This window comes from Mesorhizobium sp. ESP-6-4 (assembly GCF_020164735.1).
Taxonomy (GTDB): Bacteria; Pseudomonadota; Alphaproteobacteria; order Rhizobiales; family Rhizobiaceae; genus Mesorhizobium.
In genome coordinates this window covers 15,788-32,174 of sequence record NZ_JAIUGS010000010.1, presented here as the reverse complement: position 1 = coordinate 32,174, position 16,387 = coordinate 15,788, and the positions used below count along the sequence as shown (strand labels likewise).

At 63.2% G+C, this 16,387-nt stretch carries 17 protein-coding genes and 1 pseudogene; 6 read left to right on the top strand and 12 right to left on the bottom strand.

Going from position 1 to position 16,387, the window contains the following annotated elements:
- Positions 1 to 17 precede the first annotated feature (17 nt).
- Both LB523_RS18820 and LB523_RS18815 read right to left on the bottom strand, forming a co-directional pair.
- Positions 18 to 1,125: pseudogene (locus LB523_RS18820) on the bottom strand (aldo/keto reductase).
- Between the two features lie 38 nt (positions 1,126 to 1,163).
- Positions 1,164 to 1,691 (bottom strand): nuclear transport factor 2 family protein, encoded by a 528-nt coding sequence (locus LB523_RS18815; RefSeq protein WP_224601209.1) that lies wholly within the window; start codon positions 1,689 to 1,691, stop codon positions 1,164 to 1,166.
- A 114-nt stretch (positions 1,692 to 1,805) separates the two neighbouring features.
- Here LB523_RS18815 and LB523_RS18810 point away from each other — a divergent pair, with 114 nt between their 5' ends.
- A complete protein-coding gene (locus LB523_RS18810; protein WP_224605812.1) occupies positions 1,806 to 2,732 on the top strand; it encodes a LysR family transcriptional regulator in 927 nt (308 codons plus the stop codon).
- Positions 2,733 to 2,785: 53 nt separating this feature from the next.
- On the opposite strand, the gene tsf is transcribed toward LB523_RS18810, so the two are convergent.
- The 5 genes from tsf to LB523_RS18785 all read right to left on the bottom strand — a co-directional run bounded on the left by tsf (position 2,786) and on the right by LB523_RS18785 (position 6,582).
- Positions 2,786 to 3,706, bottom strand: coding sequence for a translation elongation factor Ts (gene tsf, locus LB523_RS18805; protein WP_224605809.1), 921 nt, complete (start codon positions 3,704 to 3,706; stop codon positions 2,786 to 2,788).
- Between the two features lie 121 nt (positions 3,707 to 3,827).
- On the bottom strand, positions 3,828 to 4,607 hold the full coding sequence (rpsB, locus tag LB523_RS18800) for a 30S ribosomal protein S2 (protein ID WP_095765354.1): 780 nt from the start codon (positions 4,605 to 4,607) through the stop codon (positions 3,828 to 3,830).
- A 175-nt stretch (positions 4,608 to 4,782) separates the two neighbouring features.
- Positions 4,783 to 5,388: a LysE family translocator gene (locus LB523_RS18795; RefSeq protein ID WP_224605806.1), complete on the bottom strand. Its 606-nt coding sequence runs from the start codon at positions 5,386 to 5,388 to the stop codon at positions 4,783 to 4,785.
- 2 nt (positions 5,389 to 5,390) lie between these two features.
- A complete protein-coding gene (locus LB523_RS18790) occupies positions 5,391 to 5,669 on the bottom strand; it encodes a DUF4031 domain-containing protein (protein WP_140841277.1) in 279 nt (92 codons plus the stop codon).
- A gap of 82 nt (positions 5,670 to 5,751) precedes the next feature.
- Positions 5,752 to 6,582: a cell envelope integrity EipB family protein gene (locus LB523_RS18785; RefSeq protein ID WP_095765616.1), complete on the bottom strand. Its 831-nt coding sequence runs from the start codon at positions 6,580 to 6,582 to the stop codon at positions 5,752 to 5,754.
- 139 nt (positions 6,583 to 6,721) lie between these two features.
- Here LB523_RS18785 and LB523_RS18780 point away from each other — a divergent pair, with 139 nt between their 5' ends.
- From LB523_RS18780 to LB523_RS18765, 4 genes are all read left to right on the top strand, one after another.
- On the top strand, positions 6,722 to 7,186 hold the full coding sequence (locus LB523_RS18780; protein WP_140627834.1) for a RidA family protein: 465 nt from the start codon (positions 6,722 to 6,724) through the stop codon (positions 7,184 to 7,186).
- A gap of 8 nt (positions 7,187 to 7,194) precedes the next feature.
- Complete coding sequence (locus LB523_RS18775) at positions 7,195 to 7,923, top strand: glycerophosphodiester phosphodiesterase (RefSeq protein WP_224605803.1); 729 nt, start codon at positions 7,195 to 7,197, stop codon at positions 7,921 to 7,923.
- Positions 7,924 to 7,978: 55 nt separating this feature from the next.
- Positions 7,979 to 9,193 (top strand): GNAT family N-acetyltransferase, encoded by a 1,215-nt coding sequence (locus LB523_RS18770; protein ID WP_224605801.1) that lies wholly within the window; start codon positions 7,979 to 7,981, stop codon positions 9,191 to 9,193.
- Between the two features lie 172 nt (positions 9,194 to 9,365).
- Positions 9,366 to 9,794: an HIT family protein gene (locus LB523_RS18765; protein WP_140627829.1), complete on the top strand. Its 429-nt coding sequence runs from the start codon at positions 9,366 to 9,368 to the stop codon at positions 9,792 to 9,794.
- Positions 9,795 to 9,884: 90 nt separating this feature from the next.
- Here the strand turns inward: LB523_RS18765 and clpA are convergent, their stop codons facing one another.
- The 3 genes from clpA to LB523_RS18750 form a co-directional block, all read right to left on the bottom strand.
- Positions 9,885 to 12,350 carry an ATP-dependent Clp protease ATP-binding subunit ClpA gene (clpA, locus tag LB523_RS18760; RefSeq protein ID WP_095765347.1) on the bottom strand — a complete coding sequence of 822 codons (2,466 nt, stop codon included), beginning with the start codon at positions 12,348 to 12,350 and terminating at the stop codon, positions 9,885 to 9,887.
- 6 nt (positions 12,351 to 12,356) lie between these two features.
- Positions 12,357 to 12,683: an ATP-dependent Clp protease adapter ClpS gene (gene clpS / locus LB523_RS18755; protein WP_036258315.1), complete on the bottom strand. Its 327-nt coding sequence runs from the start codon at positions 12,681 to 12,683 to the stop codon at positions 12,357 to 12,359.
- Positions 12,684 to 12,960: 277 nt separating this feature from the next.
- Positions 12,961 to 13,290 carry a phasin family protein gene (locus LB523_RS18750; RefSeq protein WP_140841261.1) on the bottom strand — a complete coding sequence of 110 codons (330 nt, stop codon included), beginning with the start codon at positions 13,288 to 13,290 and terminating at the stop codon, positions 12,961 to 12,963.
- A 289-nt stretch (positions 13,291 to 13,579) separates the two neighbouring features.
- On the opposite strand from LB523_RS18750, the gene LB523_RS18745 reads away from it, so the two are divergent.
- Positions 13,580 to 15,004 (top strand): D-alanyl-D-alanine carboxypeptidase, encoded by a 1,425-nt coding sequence (locus tag LB523_RS18745; protein ID WP_095765345.1) that lies wholly within the window; start codon positions 13,580 to 13,582, stop codon positions 15,002 to 15,004.
- A gap of 43 nt (positions 15,005 to 15,047) precedes the next feature.
- Here the strand turns inward: LB523_RS18745 and LB523_RS18740 are convergent, their stop codons facing one another.
- Positions 15,048 to 15,746, bottom strand: a complete 699-nt coding sequence (locus LB523_RS18740; RefSeq protein ID WP_095765344.1) for a molecular chaperone DnaJ — start codon at positions 15,744 to 15,746, stop codon at positions 15,048 to 15,050.
- Between the two features lie 123 nt (positions 15,747 to 15,869).
- Positions 15,870 to 16,307: a DUF1489 family protein gene (locus LB523_RS18735; RefSeq protein WP_095765343.1), complete on the bottom strand. Its 438-nt coding sequence runs from the start codon at positions 16,305 to 16,307 to the stop codon at positions 15,870 to 15,872.
- Between the last annotated feature and the right edge of the window lie 80 nt (positions 16,308 to 16,387).

Sequence of the window (16,387 nt, the reverse complement as noted above, 5' to 3'; positions counted from 1 at the left end):
AGTTGCCGCCTCTTTGATCAACGGCTGGAGACGCTGACCGCCTCGCCTTCGATCATGACCGCGGGCGAATAACCGGCCGGCTTGTCGCCGGTCACGGCGCCGCCGGTCACCCGGACCTGGATCTCGGAGCCGAAATAGGAATGCGGGAACGGCGCCGGCATGGCGCTGACCTTTTCCAGCCGCGCCCGAAGCTCGGCGGGAATCGAAAAATCGAGCGCGCCGAGATTGTCCTGCAGCTGAGTGAGCTTCGTCGCTCCAAGGATGACGGAAGCGATGCCTGGCTGCGTCGCCACCCAGTTGAGCGCAACCTGGGCCATGCTGCGGCCGAGCTCGGCCGCCACCTTCTCGAGTTCCGCCACGATCGCCCAGTTGCGGTCGCTGAACTTCTGGAAGCCGGGATGCGTGGTGTTGCGGAAACCGTCGAGCCGCCCGGCCCTTCCGGCTTGCGTCGGCTTGTATTTGCCGCTGAGCAGCCCGCTGGCCAGCGGGCTCCACACCATGATGCCGGCGCCATGACGGGTGCCGAAAGGCACATATTCATGTTCGATGGCGCGCTCGGCGAGCGAATATTCGAGCTGCAGCGCCGAGACCGGCTCGTAGCCGCGCAGTTCGGCGATCGCCTGGGCGCGGCCGGCATACCAGGCCGGCACGTCGGAGAGGCCGATATGGCGCACCTTGCCGGCGAACGAGGTCGTCCAGCGTGCGCAGCACCTCCTCAGCCGGGGTAATCCTGTCCCAGACATGCAGAAGATAAAGGTCGATATAGTCAGTGCCGAGCCGTTTCAGCGAGGCGTCCACGGCCCGCATAATGTTCTTGCGGCCGTTGCCGCCGGCATTCGGATTGCCGGCCTCGGAATTCATGGTGAATTTTGTGGCGATCACCGCCTTATCGCGCAGGCCGCGCTCGGCGACGAACTCGCCGAGCCAGGTCTCGGCGGTACCACCAGTATAGAGGTCGGCCGTGTCGAAGAAATTGCCGCCCGCTTCGGCATAGGAGTCGAATATCGCGCGGGCTGTGTCCCTGTCCGCGCCCCAGCCCCATTCGGTGCCGAAGGTCATGGTACCGAGCGCCAGCCGGCTGACGCGCAGGCCGCTGTTGCCAAGCGTGTAATAGGTCATGGTCATGGTGGTGGTCTCCCGATTCTGAACTGATTTCCTGCCGGTCACTGGCCGGGGGTGGCCTTGACCCAGGGATTGCCGCGCTCATGCGTCATGCGGAAGGTGAAGCCGTCGACCTTCCAGCCGGAAGCCGAGCGCGTCAGGTGGTGCTCGTAGATGCCCCAGACTTCCCAGAGCGGATCGCCATTGCCTTCCATCCGGTTCCAGGCATAGCCATTGGAGCGGACAGTCGCGGCATCGGCTTCGAGCACGACCTGATGGTTGGTGCGCAGATGCAGGCTGGTCTTGCTACCCTTGAGGTTGCCCGCCCAGGCGCCGATCAGGTCGTCGGACGCGATGTTGGCCGCGGGCTGGCCGGACAGGCTGCTGAAATCGGCGGTGACACGCTCGGCGAAATAGCTGCGCGCCAGCTTCCAGTCCTGCGCATCCACCGCGCGGTCGATGGCGTCGGCGATGCGGATGACGGCACGCTCGTCGGCAAGGGCCTGCCAGCCGGCCGGTTCGGCACCGCCGGCATCGACCGGCGCCAGCACCATTCCTGCGGCAAAAGTTACATGTCTCAACGCGTTCATTTGGTCTCTCCTTGGCCATCAGCCCGCCGCCGATGTGTTGAAGCCAATATGAGCCGGCTCAGGGGCATCGATAAGATTGCATTGTTCGCAAAGACTGTGCGATATCATTCATGAATGGATCGCGATCTGCTCACACACCTTCCGGTCATTGTCGCCGTGGCCCGACGCGGCGGCTTCGCGCTTGCCGCGGCTGAGCTGGGCATGAGCCCGTCTGCCGTCAGCCATGCGGTGCGGCTGGTGGAGGAGCGCATCGGCCAGCCGCTCTTTGCGCGCACGACGCGCAGCGTCTCGCTGACCGAGGCAGGCAAAGCGCTGGTGGAGACTGCGGGCCCTGCCCTGCAAGACATCGCCGAGCGGATGGACCGCATTCGAGGCGTGAAGGGAAGGCCCGCCGGCCTGCTCAGGATCAACGCCTCCAACATAGCGATCCCCCTGGCGGTGACGCCGGTGGTCGCGGCGATGGCGGAACGCTATCCCGACGTGACGGTCGAGATCGTTGCCGATCAGGGACTTATCGATATCGTCGGGGAAGGGTTTGACGCCGGCATCCGGCTGGGTGAAATGATCGCGCAGGACATGGTCACCGTCAGGATGACGCCACCGTTCAAAGCCGTGATTGTTGCTTCTCCCGCCTATGTCGCAAAGCGCGGGCGTCCGCGCGACGTGGCCGATCTCGCCAATCACAACTGCATCGGCTACCGGCTGGTTCGGTCAGGCGCGCTTTACCGCTGGGACCTGAACGACAACGGCAAGGATGTCGTTGTCGAGACGCGCGGCACGACCGTCGTCACGGATTCGCTTGGCGCCGTCGATCTGGCGCTGGCCGGCGTCGGGCTCGCCTACGTCTTCGAGCCGCTGGTGCGCGCCGACCTTGCCGCCGGGCGCCTCGTCCAGATCCTGCCGCAGACGGCGATCGAGGAGCCTGGCCTTTTCCTTTATTTCCCGCGCCGCGCGTCGATGGCGCCGAAGCTCAGGGCCTTTATCGATACCGCACAAGAATTCGGCCGGGCGTCCATGCGGACACCCGGCCGAGTCGCCTGAGCTCGTGAGCTCGTCACCTTAAGGAAACGCCGCGCGCTCCCCTCGGATCGGAGCTATTTCTTGACCGCGGCCGCGACTTCCGCCGCGAAATCGGTCGTTTCCTTCTCGATGCCTTCGCCCAGCGCGAAGCGCAGATAAGAGGTGATCTTCGCCGGAGCGCCGATCTCCTTCTCGGCATCCTTCAGCGCCTTCTCGACGGTAATGTCGGGATTGAGCACGAAGGCCTGCTTCAAAAGCACCACCTCTTCGTAGAACTTGCGCAGGCGGCCCTCGACCATCTTCTCGATGATGGCTTCCGGCTTGCCCGACTGGCGCGCCTGGTCGGAGAAGATCGCCTTCTCGCGCTCGATCAGCGCCGGGTCGACCTCTTCGGCCGTCAGCGCCACCGGGTTGGTGGCGGCGACGTGCATGGCAACCTGGCGGGCAAAGGCGTTCGCGGCATGCTCGTTGCCGGTGGTCTCGATCGCGACCAGCACGCCGAGCTTGCCCAGCCCATCGGCAACCGCATTGTGGACATAGGTCGCCACCACGCCATGCGGCACGGTGAGCTTGGCCGAACGGCGGAAATTAATGTTCTCGCCGATGGTGCCGACCGCGTCCTTGACGGTCTCGGTGACCGTCTTGTCGGAGCCTGGATACTTGGCGGCGGCAACCGCTTCGGTTACGCCATAGGCGAGCGCGACCTTCGCGACATTGCGGACCAGTTGCTGGAACTGCTCGTTGCGGGCGACGAAGTCGGTCTCGGAATTGACCTCGACGATGGCCGCTTCACGCACGCCGGCGTCGACGCCGATCAGGCCCTCGGCGGCAGTGCGCCCGGCCTTCTTGTCGGCCTTGGAGATACCCTTCTTGCGCAGCCAGTCGACGGCCGCTTCCATGTCGCCGTTGGTCTCGTTCAACGCCGCCTTGCAGTCCATCATGCCCGCGCCGGTCAAGTCGCGGAGTTCTTTGACCTGTGCAGCCGAAATGCTCATTGTCGCCTCTTTGTCTCAAATGCGCCGACGCACCAACCGGGACTCGGGTGATGCGCTCGGCAAAAGCGCTTTAGCGCGCCAACTTATTGGAAAGATGAAGGCCGGGATCCGGCCTTCCTTATCAAGCTTCCGGAGCTTCTGCAGCCGGAGCGTCGAGCGCCGGCTCGACCGGAGCCTCGGCCGAAGCGCCGATGTCGACGCCGAGCGCGCCCTGCTGACGGGCGATGCCGTCGATGGCGGCCTTGGCGATCAGATCGCAATAGAGCTGAATGGCGCGGGCCGCGTCGTCATTGCCGGGGATCGGGAAGTCGATCTTGTCCGGGTCGCAGTTCGAATCGATGATGGCCACGACCGGGATGCCGAGGCGCTTGGCCTCGAGGATGGCGATCGCTTCCTTGTTGGTGTCGATGACGAACATCAGGTCCGGCGTCGAGCCCATGTCCTTGATGCCGCCGAGAGCCTTGTTGAGCTTCTCGCGCTCGCGGTCGAGGTTCAGGCGCTCCTTCTTGGTGAGGCCCTGGGCCTCGCCGGAGAGCGTCTCGTCGAGCTTGCGCAGGCGCTGGATCGAGTTCGAGATCGTCTTCCAGTTGGTGAGCATGCCGCCCAGCCAACGCGAATTGACATAATACTGGGCCGAACGCTGCGCCGCGTCGGCGACGATGTCGGACGCCTGGCGCTTGGTGCCGACGAACAGCACGCGGCCGCCCTTGGCGACGGTGTCGGACACCTGCTTCAGGGCCTGGTGCAGCAGCGGCACCGTCTGCGACAGGTCGATGATGTGGATGTTGTTGCGGGCGCCGTAGATGTATGGCGCCATCTTCGGGTTCCAGCGGTGGGTCTGGTGGCCGAAGTGAACACCAGCTTCCAAAAGCTGGCGCATGCTGAAATCTGGCAGAGCCATTCTTTAGTTCCTTTCCGGTTGGCCTCCACGGACACAGGCATTTCGGACTTATGTCCTGATGCCACCGGAGGTCTCAGCCGGATTTCTCCCGGGCAGACACCAAAGTCCGTGTGTGGAATGAGCGCGCATATAGAGGGGAAGCGTCACAAACGCAAGCCGGGCGTCACTTCGCGCATCAACGTGCGGCAATCAGCGCACCGGTACCGATCATCGCCCCGCCAGCGAGCCTGTTCATGAGGCGCATGCGCTTCGGGGTCTTGAACCATCCGGCTGCCCGCCCCGCCATCGCGGCATAGAGGCCCATGGTGATGATATTGACGCTGACCACGACAAGGACCACGAGCAGGCCATCGGCGAAGGTCATGGTGTCAAGGTTGAGGATCAGCGGCATGATGGAGGCGTGGAACAGAATGGCCTTCGGATTGCCGAGCGCAATGGACGCGCCGAGAAAGAAGGACCGCGACAGCCGCGCCTGTGTCTGACGAGAGTCGTCCGGCTTCTGGGCGGCCGCCCGCCACATCCTGATGCCGAGAAAGACCAGGTAAGCGGCGCCGGCGTATTTCAGCAAAAGAAAAATCCACTCGAAGGTCTGGGCCAACGCCACCAACCCGAGCAACGCCAGGGTGACCAGGACGGCGTCGCCCGCGGCGACCCCCATGCCGGCTATGAAAGCCCGCAAGAACCCACGCGACAGACCATTGGTAATCACCGCGAACATCGCCGGTCCAGGCGTGGCGGCGGCCAACGAGATCGCGACGCAATAAGCCAGGAACGCCGTCATCGTCATCGTCTTACCTTCCCATTCGGAACCCGCACGCGGCGGAAGATCGCCACGATGTCCTCGCGGCTGCATTCGATCGCCCCAAGCCTGACCGCGCGATCACGCTCGAAGCCAGTGATATCGTAATGCGGCGCCGATGTCTTGGGCGGCCCCTGATAGGACGAACGCTTAAGGCCCAGCTCGGCTGCAAAGCGATGGAGTTCGTCGGTATTGTCGGCGAGCAGATGGCACCAGCGGTGGCCGGCCCATTTCCAGATCGCCGCATCGACATAAACTGCCATCAGGCCCACCGCATTCGGTGAGCCTCACGCATGGTATTCGGAGGCCAAGCCTGCAAGCCGGGCCGGCTGCCGTCAGCAATTGCTATTTCGACGCCGGGCAAGGCTTGGTCTGATCGAACAGTGACAGGTTCACCAGCTTGCCGGTCATCGAGAATTCGCCATAGTCCATGACGAGGTCGCGGGTGATGCCGTTCTCGTGCAGCTTGAAGCTGATCCGGTATTCCGGCACCTCTTCGCCTTTGTTGTCGGTATCGTCGAAATAGGCGATGTCGACCGGCCAGTATTTGTCGGTCGCGAGCTTGGCCAGCGCCGGCGCCTCCGGGTCGGATTTCTGGACATCGGTCTTCTTGCCGACGATCACGGTGGTGGTCATCACCTTGTTGGCGTCCTCGGAGCCGTCGAACAGATTGGTCTGGTAGAAATTCTCGCCCTTTTCGGCCTTGCCGATCAACTCGACCAGATGCTGGGTCGGGAACTGCGTCGCTGCAAGCTCGAGGCTGTTCTTCTCAGGCTTGTCGATCTCGACTTTGAGGCCCTTCTGCTCCCGGGTCGCGGTGCCTTTCACTTCCTTGTCGAGATTCTGGTCGGTGAAGGATTTCGTCACGAACGAAAACGTTTTGCCTTCGGCATCCTCGAACGTGGTCGTCTGCTGGTCCGTCAGCTTCGTGCCGTCGGCGGTGGCAATCTGAGTGACGAAGCGGAATTTCACCGTATAGCCTTCGCAGGCGGAACCATTGAACTCATAGACCATGCGGCCGGTAATGCCGGTAATGCCTGAGCGGTCGGAGGCCTTGTTGAGCGTGAGATCGTAGACGGCGCGATGCGCCTGCAGCGCGGGCACCGCAAGGGCCGGCGCCATCGGGAGCATCGCCGAGAAACAGGCGGCGGCGAGAAAAAGGCGCGTTGCGCGCATGCGTTGCTCCGATCGTCGCGGCTGCGAGGCAGACCGCAGGGAAAGATAGTCCAGCTTAAAAAAAGTCATGGCGGAAGCGAGGCAAAAATAGCAATTTCGGCCCGGCCAACGCGGCGTCTTCCAGCAATAGGGAAAACCAATGAGCGAAACAATCGAAAAGCGGCTAAGCGATCTTGGCGTCACCCTCCCGGCCGCCGCCGCGCCCGCCGCCAACTACGTGCCCTATTGCCGCACCGGCAACACGCTGTTCACCGCCGGCCAGTTGCCGCTGAAGGACGGCAAGCTGCAGGCAAGCGGGCTGCTCGGCCGCGACATCGACACCGCTGCAGGCAAGGAAGGCGCGAAATTCTGCGCCATCAACCTCCTGGCGCAGGCCAAGGCCGCACTGGGCGATCTCGAAAAGATCCGGCGCCTGGTCAAGATCACCGTCTTCGTCGCCTCCGCGCCGGATTTCGTCGAGCAGCATCTTGTCGCCAACGGCGCCTCCGACTTCCTGGTCGCCGCACTTGGCGAGCGCGGCAAGCATGCCCGCTCCGCCGTCGGCACCGCCTCGCTGCCGCTCAACGCCGCGGTCGAGATCGAAGCGATCTTCGAAGTCGAGTGAGGCTCAACATGACCGATCTGTCCTGGCTGATTGCGCAGCCCGTCGCGCATCGCGGCTTCCACGACATGAACAAGACGCGCTGGGAAAACACGCTGTCGGCTTTCGCCGCGGCCGCCGAGCGCGGCTACGCCATCGAATGCGACGTGCATGTCTCGTCCGACGGCGTCCCGGTCATCATCCATGACGGCGAACTGAAACGCCTCACCGGCCAGGATGGCTTCGTGTGGCAACGCACCGCGGCCGAACTGGCGACGCTCAAGGTCGGCGGCACCAAGGACCACGTGCCGACGCTCGAGGAGGCGCTCGACCTGATCGACGGCCGTGTGCCGCTGGTGGTCGAGTTGAAAGGCGTTCCCGGCCATGATGCCGGGCTGGTGGCAAGCGTCGGCCGGTTGCTCAAGCGCTACAACGGCAAGGTGGCGATCATGTCGTTCGACCACTGGCTGATCCGCGACTTCGCCAAGGACGCCCCGGGCATCCCCGGCGGGCTGACCGCCTATGGCAGGGACAACCAGCTGATCGAGGCACATTTCGCCATGCTCGCGCACGGTCTCGCCTTCACCTCCTACGCTGCCGGCGACCTGCCCAACCCCTTCGTCAGCTTCGTGCGCGAAAAGCTGAAGATGCCGGTCATTACCTGGACCGTGCATGACCAGCCGGCGGTCGACCTCACCTTCAAATATGCCGACCAGATGACCTTCGAGGGTTTCGAGCCCGGCCTGGTGAGAGTTGGCTGAGCCGAGTGCCTCAAACGTGACTTGTAGCTACCCCTGCGAAGCTTAAATAAGCCCCATGGATCAGGGCGACGAAGACGATGGACGGGCACCGAACGCGGATTATGCGATCCGCATCGCGGCGGGCATCGGCGCCTTCACCTGCGAGGAATGGAACGGCTTTGCCGGAACCACACGCGGCGACCAAGAAAACGGCTACAACCCGCTGGTTTCATTCGCTTTTTTAAGCGCATTGGAAGATTCCGGCTGCGCTGTCCGGCGCACTGGCTGGCAGGGTCATCACTTGCGGCTGGAAACCGCGCAAGGCAGGCTTCTCGGCGCCGTCCCTTGTTACCTCAAATCGCACAGCCAGGGCGAATATGTCTTCGACCACGGCTGGTCGGACGCCTTCGAGCGCGCCGGCGGCCGCTATTATCCCAAGTTGCAATGCTCGGTGCCGTTTTCACCGGTCACCGGCCCTCGCCTGCTGGTCGGCAAAGGCGAGAATGAAAGTGCGGTGAAGGCAGGACTGGCGGAAGGCCTGAAGCTGGTGACCGACAAGCTCGGCGTCTCGTCCGCGCATGTCACCTTCGCCACCGAGCCGGATGTGGCGACACTGGAAGCGGCGGGCTTCCTGCATCGCACCGACCAGCAGTTCCATTTCTTCAACGAAGGCTTTTCGACCTATGACGACTTCCTCGCCACGCTTGCCTCGCGCAAGCGCAAGGCAATGAAGAAGGAGCGCCGCGAAGCGCTTGCCGACGGCATCTCGATCGACTGGCTGACCGGCAAGGACATCACCGAAAGCGCCTGGGACGATTTCTTCGCCTTCTACATGGATACCGGCGGCAGGAAATGGGGGCGGCCCTATCTCAACCGACAGTTCTTCTCGCTGATCGGCGAGCGCATGGCCAACGACATCCTCCTGGTGATGGCGAAGCGGAACGGCCGCTATATTGCCGGCGCCATCAACTTCATCGGTTCCGACGCGCTCTACGGACGCAACTGGGGCTGCATCGAGGATCACCCCTTCCTGCATTTCGAGGTCTGCTACCATCAGGCGATCGATTTCGCCATCGAGCGCAAGCTCAAGGTGGTGGAGGCAGGCGCGCAGGGCGAGCACAAGCTGGCGCGCGGCTACCGGCCGGTGACCATGCATTCGGCGCACTACTTCTCGCATCCCGGCTTGCGCAACGCCGTCGCCGACTATCTCAGGCGCGAGCGCCGCGAGGTCGAACGCATGGCCGAATATCTCGAAGAGCACACGCCCTTCCGCAAGGATCTTGGGGAATAGCCGGCCTCACCGCGCGCCATGCCGCTGCGATGAAAACATGAAAACAGAGACTTAAAGCGCGTCGCCCGAATCCATTCCTTACGACGCGCTTCAGCGATCTCGCCTGAGCGCCTTGCCGCCCATCGGCGGCTTCGCTACACCGGACGGTGAATGCAATTGGGAGTGTCACCCCATGGCCGAAGCCTATGATCCCGGCAATATCTTTGCAAAAATCCTGCGCGGCGAGATTCCGTCGCACCGCGTCTACGAGGACGATGCGGTCGTCGCTTTCATGGATGTGATGCCGCAAGGCATGGGCCACACGCTGGTGATGCCCAAGGCGCCGTCCCGCAACATGCTCGACGCCGATCCGGCAACGCTCGGTCCGCTGTTCGCGGTCGTCCAGAAGGTGGCCGTGGCAGTGAAAAAGGCATTCGACGCCGACGGCGTCACCCTCATGCAGTTCAACGAATCGGCCTCCGGGCAGACCGTCTACCATCTCCATGTCCACGTCGTGCCGCGCTTCGAAGGCGTGCCGTTGAAGCCGCATTCCGGTCAGATGGAGAAGCCTGAGGTGCTGGCCGAGAACGCCGGCAAGATCCGCGCGGCGCTGGGAAGCTGACCCAGCCTTCGACCCGGTGACTGCGCGCTGACCGCTCAAAAGAAAAGAGCCCCATTGCCGGGGCTCTTTTGCATTTCAAATGAAGGCCGATCAGCCCTTGCGCGGCAGTTGCGGCACAAGGCTGCGTTTGTTGCCGTCCTTGCCCTTCGGCTCCGGCTTCTGCGCCACGGCCTTCTTGGGCGCCGGCTTCTTGGCCACCGCCTTCTTCGGCTTCGGCGAGTCTTCCGGCTCTTCCTTCTTCGGCTGCACGGGCGACTCGTCGGCGAGCGATTCGAGCTTCAGGCCGGACTCGCCGGTTTCCTTCTTCTCGACGGTGACGCGCACCGTGCCGCCCTTCTTGAGCTTGCCGAACAGCACCTCGTCGGCCAGGGGCTTCTTGATGTGCTCCTGGATGACGCGGCCGAGCGGACGCGCGCCCATGCGCTCGTCATAGCCCTTGTCGGCCAGCCAGGCGATCGCGTCCGGCGACAGGTCGAAGGTGACGCCCCGCTCGGAGAGCTGGGCCTCAAGCTGCATGACGAACTTCTGCACCACCTGATGGATAACCGGCACCGGCAGCGAACCGAACGGGATGATCGCGTCCAGGCGGTTGCGGAACTCCGGCGTGAAGAGCCGGTTGATCGCCTCGACGTCGTCGCCCTCGCGCTTGGTCGAGCCGAAGCCGATCGCCGCACGCTGCGCGTCCGAGGCGCCCGCATTGGTGGTCATGATCAGGATCACGTTGCGGAAGTCGATCTGCTTGCCGTTGTGATCCGTCAGTTTGCCGTGGTCCATCACCTGCAACAGGATGTTGAACAGGTCCGGATGCGCCTTTTCGACCTCATCGAGCAACAGCACGCAATGCGGATGCTGGTCGACGCCGTCGGTGAGCAGGCCGCCCTGGTCGAAGCCGACATAGCCGGGAGGCGCGCCGATCAGCCGCGAGACGGTGTGGCGTTCCATGTATTCCGACATGTCGAACCGGATCAGCTCGACGCCGAGCGAGGCGGCAAGCTGCTTGGCGACTTCCGTCTTGCCGACGCCGGTCGGGCCTGAGAACAGGTAGGAGCCGATCGGCTTCTCCGGTTCGCGCAGGCCGGCGCGCGCCAGCTTGATCGCCGAGGTCAGCGCGGTGATGGCCGTATCCTGGCCGTAGACGACGCGCTTCAGCTCGATATCGAGCCCCTGCAGCACCTTCTCATCATCCGCTGATACCGTCTTCGGCGGGATGCGCGCCATAGTGGCGATCGTCGCCTCGATCTCCTTGATGCCGATCGTCTTCTTGCGCTTGGCTTCCGGCACCAGCATCTGCGAGGCGCCGGTTTCGTCGATCACGTCGATCGCCTTGTCCGGCAGCTTGCGGTCGTTGATGTAGCGCGCCGACAGCTCGACCGAGGCCTTGATCGCTTCGCTCGTGTAGCGGACCTTGTGGAACTCCTCGAAATAGGGCTTCAGGCCCTTCATGATCTCGATGGCGTCCTCGATGGTCGGCTCGTTGACATCGATCTTCTGGAAGCGCCGCACCAGCGCGCGGTCCTTCTCGAAGAACTGGCGGAACTCCTTGTAGGTGGTCGAGCCGATGCAGCGGATAGCGCCGGACGACAGCGCCGGCTTCAGAAGGTTCGATGCATCCATGGCGCCGCCCGAGGTGGCGCCGGCCCCGATCACCGTGTGGATCTCGTCGATGAACAGCACCGCGCCCGGATAGTCCTCGAGCTCCTTGACGACCTGCTTCAGCCGCTCCTCGAAGTCGCCGCGATAGCGGGTGCCGGCCAATAGCGTGCCCATGTCGAGCGCGAAGATGGTGGCGTCCTGCAGCACTTCCGGCACATCGCCTTCGACGATACGCTTGGCGAGACCTTCGGCGATCGCCGTCTTGCCGACCCCCGGATCGCCGACATAGAGCGGGTTGTTCTTGGAACGGCGGCACAGCACCTGGATGGTGCGGTTGATCTCGCTGTCGCGACCGATCAGCGGATCGATCTTGCCGGCGCGCGCCTTGTTGTTGAGGTTGACGCAGTAGGCCGTCAGCGCGTCCTGCTGCTTCTTCTTGCCGCCCTCTTCCTGCGGTTCGGCGCCGTTCTGGCCGCCCTGCTCGTCCTCGGCGCCGCGCGGCGTGCGCGATTCCGAAGCGCCTGGGCGCTTGGCAATGCCATGCGAGATGTAATTGACCGCGTCGTAGCGGGTCATCTGCTGTTCCTGCAGGAAATAGGCAGCGTGGCTCTCGCGCTCGGCGAAGATGGCGACGAGCACGTTGGCGCCGGACACTTCCTCGCGGCCGGATGACTGCACATGGATCACGGCGCGCTGAATGACGCGCTGGAAACCTGCCGTCGGCTTCGAATCCTCGTCGTAACCGGTGACGAGGTTGTCGAGCTCGGTGTCGATATAGGTGAGAACGGTGTGCTTGAGCTCGTCGAGATCGACGTTGCAGGCGCGCATGACGGCGGCCGCCTCGGTATCGTCGATCAGGGCGAGCAGCAAATGTTCGAGCGTCGCATACTCATGATGCCGCTCGTTGGCGAATGTCAGCGCCTGATGTAGCGCCTTTTCCAGGCCTTGGGAGAAAGCCGGCATGTTACCTCACTTCTTCTCCATCACGCATTGCAGCGGATGCTGATTCTGTCGGGCGAAATCCATGACCTGGGACACTTTGGTCTCGGCCACCTCGAATGTGTAGATGCCGCACTCGCCCACTCCATGATTGTGAACATGAAGCATGATGCGTGTGGCGGCTTCGCGGTCCTTTTGGAAAAATCGTTCCAGGACGTGAACGACGAACTCCATCGGGGTGTAGTCGTCGTTCAGAATGAGGACCCGGTAGAGACTGGGCTTCTTGGTCTTGGTTTTGGTGCGCGTGATGACAGCGGTGCCGCGACCGGGATCGTTGCGGTCTCCGTCACTTTGCATTCGCACCACGCCTGCCGTGGCAGTCAAACCGATCGTCACGTAGTCCAGCCTTTTCGAATCCTCATGCGAGTTCAACATGTAGGTTCTCGATGGACGATTTTAAGCCCTTCTGTTTAGCTGACAATATGGCTAGGTGGGCAAACTGCAGCGAATTTCTCAATCGTGAATGCGGCAAGGTGCGTCAGGTTGCGATCACGCATGAAAAAACCCGGCCGCGTTTCCGCGACCGGGTCCTTTTGATTGGCCCGCTGGCCGTGTCCGGCGTGATCGGGCGAAATTACTTCGCCTTGGCGACCACCGATTCGAAGGGCTTGTACGCTTCCTTGGCGAGTTCGGCATAGAGATTGCCGATCTTGCTGGCCTCGGCCACGAAGCTCTCATAGCTCTGCTTGGCGTAATCGGCCTGGATCTCGACGGCCTTCTCGATCGACTTGGCCGCGAACAGCTTCTCGAAGGCGGCGGTGCCGGCTTCGAAGCTCTTCTTGGTGTATTCGCCGGCTTCAGTGGCGATCGCCTGCGCGCCCTTGGTGAGCGAGGCGAAGCTCTTCAGCCCGGTGTCGGCAAATTCCTTGCCGTATTTCGTGAAGTCCTCATAGGTCTGGGTCATTTCATACTTCCCTTTGGTTGAAACGCCCTTTTTGCCCCGGGGCGCCCTTGTGCAATGCACCTCAATATATTGTGCGATGCACAAAAGTCAAGAATCCCTTGATATGCAGGGGGTCCAGCGCCGGCAGCCGGTAAAATTCGATTAAAGAGAAACTCGATTTGCCGAAAAATGGTGAACGCGGCGGTTACCATAAACGGATTGGTAACGCTGGGCGCGATAGCTTGGCTGGAAGTGAGGCCGGCACTCCCTTTGCCGCCTCCGGGGCAACGAAAATTCAGGGTAAGTAACGGTGCGTCAGGCGTTGTCGGGGCTAGTCTCCAAATCTTTCTCCCTCAGGGCAATTATGATCGCCGCGCTCGCGATGACGGTTGTCGTCGCCGACGTAGCGTCGGCAATGGCAGCAAGAGCCTCGGCCATCGTCGTGGACGCCAAGACCGGCAAGGTGCTCTACTCCGCTGACGCCAATGGCCGGCGCTATCCCGCCTCGCTTACCAAGATGATGACGCTCTACCTCACCTTCGAAGCGCTGGCGAAGGGCAGGATCAGCAAGAACACCCCGGTTCCGTTTTCCGCTCATGCCGCCGCCGAGGCGCCGACCAAGCTCGGAGTGCGCGCCGGCGGCTCGGTTCCGGTCGAGACCGCGATCCTGTCGATCGTGACGAAATCAGCCAACGACTCGGCGACCGCGCTTGGCGAGATGCTTGGCGGCAGCGAAGACAATTTCGCCCGCATGATGACGGCCAAGGCGCGCCAGCTAGGCATGAACGGCACCGTCTTCCGCAACGCCAACGGCCTACCCGACCCCGGCCAGTTCACCACGGCTCGCGACATGGCGATGCTGGGCATCGCGCTCCGCGAGCATTATCCGCAATATTACGGTTATTTCTCGCAGCGCTCGTTTCTATATGGCCGTCAGCGCATCAACGGCCATAACCGTCTGCTCGGCCGCATCAAGGGCGTCGACGGCATCAAGACCGGCTACACCCGCGCGTCAGGCTACAACCTCGTCTCCTCCGTTGCCGATGGCGACCGTCGCCTCGTCGCGGTGGTGATGGGCGGCGCTTCCGGCCGCAGCCGCGACAACCAGATGGCCGCGCTGATCAACACTTATCTGCCGCGCGCCTCGACGCGCGGCGGCGGCGATCTCATCGCCAAGGGCAACGACAATCCGATCAAGACCTTGGCCAAGGTCTTTTTGCCCAAGCATGACGCGCCGACTCCGGACGCCAAGCCGGCTACGGATGACGCTGTCGTCGCCTCAGCCGACGATGACGTCCAGGACGACAGCCAACAGGTCGCCGAAGAGACGAAACCGGTGATCCAGATCAAGAAGGTGAAGACGGTTGCCGTGGCCGCGATGGCGCCGCCCGCCAAAACCGAGGAAGCCTCGGCCCAGGTCGTCACCGCTTATGCCGACCCATCGCCCGCAGCACCGGCGATCGATCCGGTCAAGACGTCGTCAGTGCCCTCCGGCTGGGTCGTTCAGGTTGCATCGTCGCCGACGAAAACCGGAGCCCAGGCGCTGCTCGAAAAGACGAGCAAGCAGGCGCCGAGGGTCCTGGCGGACGCATCGGGCTTCACGGTCGCTTTCGACAAGGACGGCACCACCTACTACCGCGCCCGTTTCGGCGGCTTCGGCTCGAAGGACGCCGCCTGGAAGGCCTGCGACGCCCTGAAGCGCAAGAAAATCTCGTGCTACGCCGTCGAGCAATAGGCGGCTGTTGAAATCTCCGGGAAAGTACCCGCGTCGAAGGAGACTAATCGTGATTGGAGAGCAGGACGTCCTTGGCTTCATTGATCCGCGCCGCCAGGACAGACGTGCCGCCGACATCGGCGTTCAGGCGCTGCATCAGGCGGCGGTGCGCCTTGCGGATATCCGCCGCGGCAGCCCCCGCTTCAAGACCAAGGACCTTGTAGGCCTCCTCCTTAGTCATGGAGCCCGCACCTGGCGCAACACCCAGCCCTTCGCCACCGTGCGGCTGCGCGTCCTTGCGCCAGACGGGAAAACGGCCGTCAAGATACGTCTCTAGGAGCTGGCGGCTCTCCATGTCCGGGCTGAGCTCGCCGTGAAGCTGGCGCAGGTCCGTCAGCCCCATTGCGCCCAGCATCTTGCCTTCATAACGCCCGGCCAGGACGAGCCCCTCGAGCTTGCCGCTGTCGTGGTCGAGGTCCATTTCGAGCGCGGCAGTGCGCACCGTCGAATGTTTGGAAGCGGCGGCGCGCGCCGGAGGCCGCCTCGTGCGTATCCAGCCGACCCAGGCCAGTGCCGCGAGCAAAAGCAGTCCGCCGATAAGGCTGCGGCCGAAGATCAGCATGGGCGCCCCGACCAAGCCCAGAAAAGCCGGTCCAAGCGATCTCAGACTATCGGCCATCCTTGCGGGATCAGCGCGCACAAAGAGCATGGCGGCGCCGAAAAGCACCACAAGCACCGCTGCCAAAGCGAGGATCACACCCATCGATTAGCACCGCCATACGGATGACCGAGCATAACAAATAGGATGGGACCAAGGTCCGGCGCTTGCAAGTCCCACATCGAACGAGCCGAAGGGCCAGCGGCGGGCTTGCCGGCCGGCGCGGCGCTACAGCAGGCCGAGTTCGGCGAGTTCGAGCCTGAGCTTCGGCGGCATTTCGGCGAGTGCGGCCCTGCCCTTGCCGAGATCGGCCGGCGCATCGGCGGGCTTGAGATAACGCCAGCCCTGGAAGGCGCGGCGCGGCTGCCAGTCGGTGCGCACCACCTCAGGATCGAGCACCAGATGACAACGGCCGATGCCCTCGCCGTCGACGAAGGGCCGGATCTCGGTGATCAGTTGCCGGCACTGCACGCTGCCCTTGATCACCCAATAGAGCGAGCCGCCGTCGGTGATCTCGTCGCCGCGCGTCGGCACCATGCGGGTGGTGTGCCAGTGCTCGGCCGGCTCGCCCGCACGGCGCCGCTCGTCGAGGCGGAAGGCGATCCACTCTTCGAGGTCCTCGACGCTGTCGCAACCGACGCACAGTTTGATAAGATTGAGTGACATGCCCCAAGATTTAGCCGCAAGGGTTGACGCGTCAACGCCTTGAGCGACTTCTCCACAGGGCCAGCCTGGGGTCTCGATAA

Coding starts and splice junctions, on each gene's coding strand:
- LB523_RS18815 (WP_224601209.1), bottom strand. CDS start 1,691: ATGAACGCGTTGAGACATGTAACTTTTGCCGCAGGAATGGTGCTGGCG.
- LB523_RS18810 (WP_224605812.1), top strand. CDS start 1,806: ATGGATCGCGATCTGCTCACACACCTTCCGGTCATTGTCGCCGTGGCC.
- tsf (WP_224605809.1), bottom strand. CDS start 3,706: ATGAGCATTTCGGCTGCACAGGTCAAAGAACTCCGCGACTTGACCGGC.
- rpsB (WP_095765354.1), bottom strand. CDS start 4,607: ATGGCTCTGCCAGATTTCAGCATGCGCCAGCTTTTGGAAGCTGGTGTT.
- LB523_RS18795 (WP_224605806.1), bottom strand. CDS start 5,388: ATGACGGCGTTCCTGGCTTATTGCGTCGCGATCTCGTTGGCCGCCGCC.
- LB523_RS18790 (WP_140841277.1), bottom strand. CDS start 5,669: ATGGCAGTTTATGTCGATGCGGCGATCTGGAAATGGGCCGGCCACCGC.
- LB523_RS18785 (WP_095765616.1), bottom strand. CDS start 6,582: ATGCGCGCAACGCGCCTTTTTCTCGCCGCCGCCTGTTTCTCGGCGATG.
- LB523_RS18780 (WP_140627834.1), top strand. CDS start 6,722: ATGAGCGAAACAATCGAAAAGCGGCTAAGCGATCTTGGCGTCACCCTC.
- LB523_RS18775 (WP_224605803.1), top strand. CDS start 7,195: ATGACCGATCTGTCCTGGCTGATTGCGCAGCCCGTCGCGCATCGCGGC.
- LB523_RS18770 (WP_224605801.1), top strand. CDS start 7,979: ATGGATCAGGGCGACGAAGACGATGGACGGGCACCGAACGCGGATTAT.
- LB523_RS18765 (WP_140627829.1), top strand. CDS start 9,366: ATGGCCGAAGCCTATGATCCCGGCAATATCTTTGCAAAAATCCTGCGC.
- clpA (WP_095765347.1), bottom strand. CDS start 12,350: ATGCCGGCTTTCTCCCAAGGCCTGGAAAAGGCGCTACATCAGGCGCTG.
- clpS (WP_036258315.1), bottom strand. CDS start 12,683: ATGCAAAGTGACGGAGACCGCAACGATCCCGGTCGCGGCACCGCTGTC.
- LB523_RS18750 (WP_140841261.1), bottom strand. CDS start 13,290: ATGACCCAGACCTATGAGGACTTCACGAAATACGGCAAGGAATTTGCC.
- LB523_RS18740 (WP_095765344.1), bottom strand. CDS start 15,746: ATGGGTGTGATCCTCGCTTTGGCAGCGGTGCTTGTGGTGCTTTTCGGC.
- LB523_RS18735 (WP_095765343.1), bottom strand. CDS start 16,307: ATGTCACTCAATCTTATCAAACTGTGCGTCGGTTGCGACAGCGTCGAG.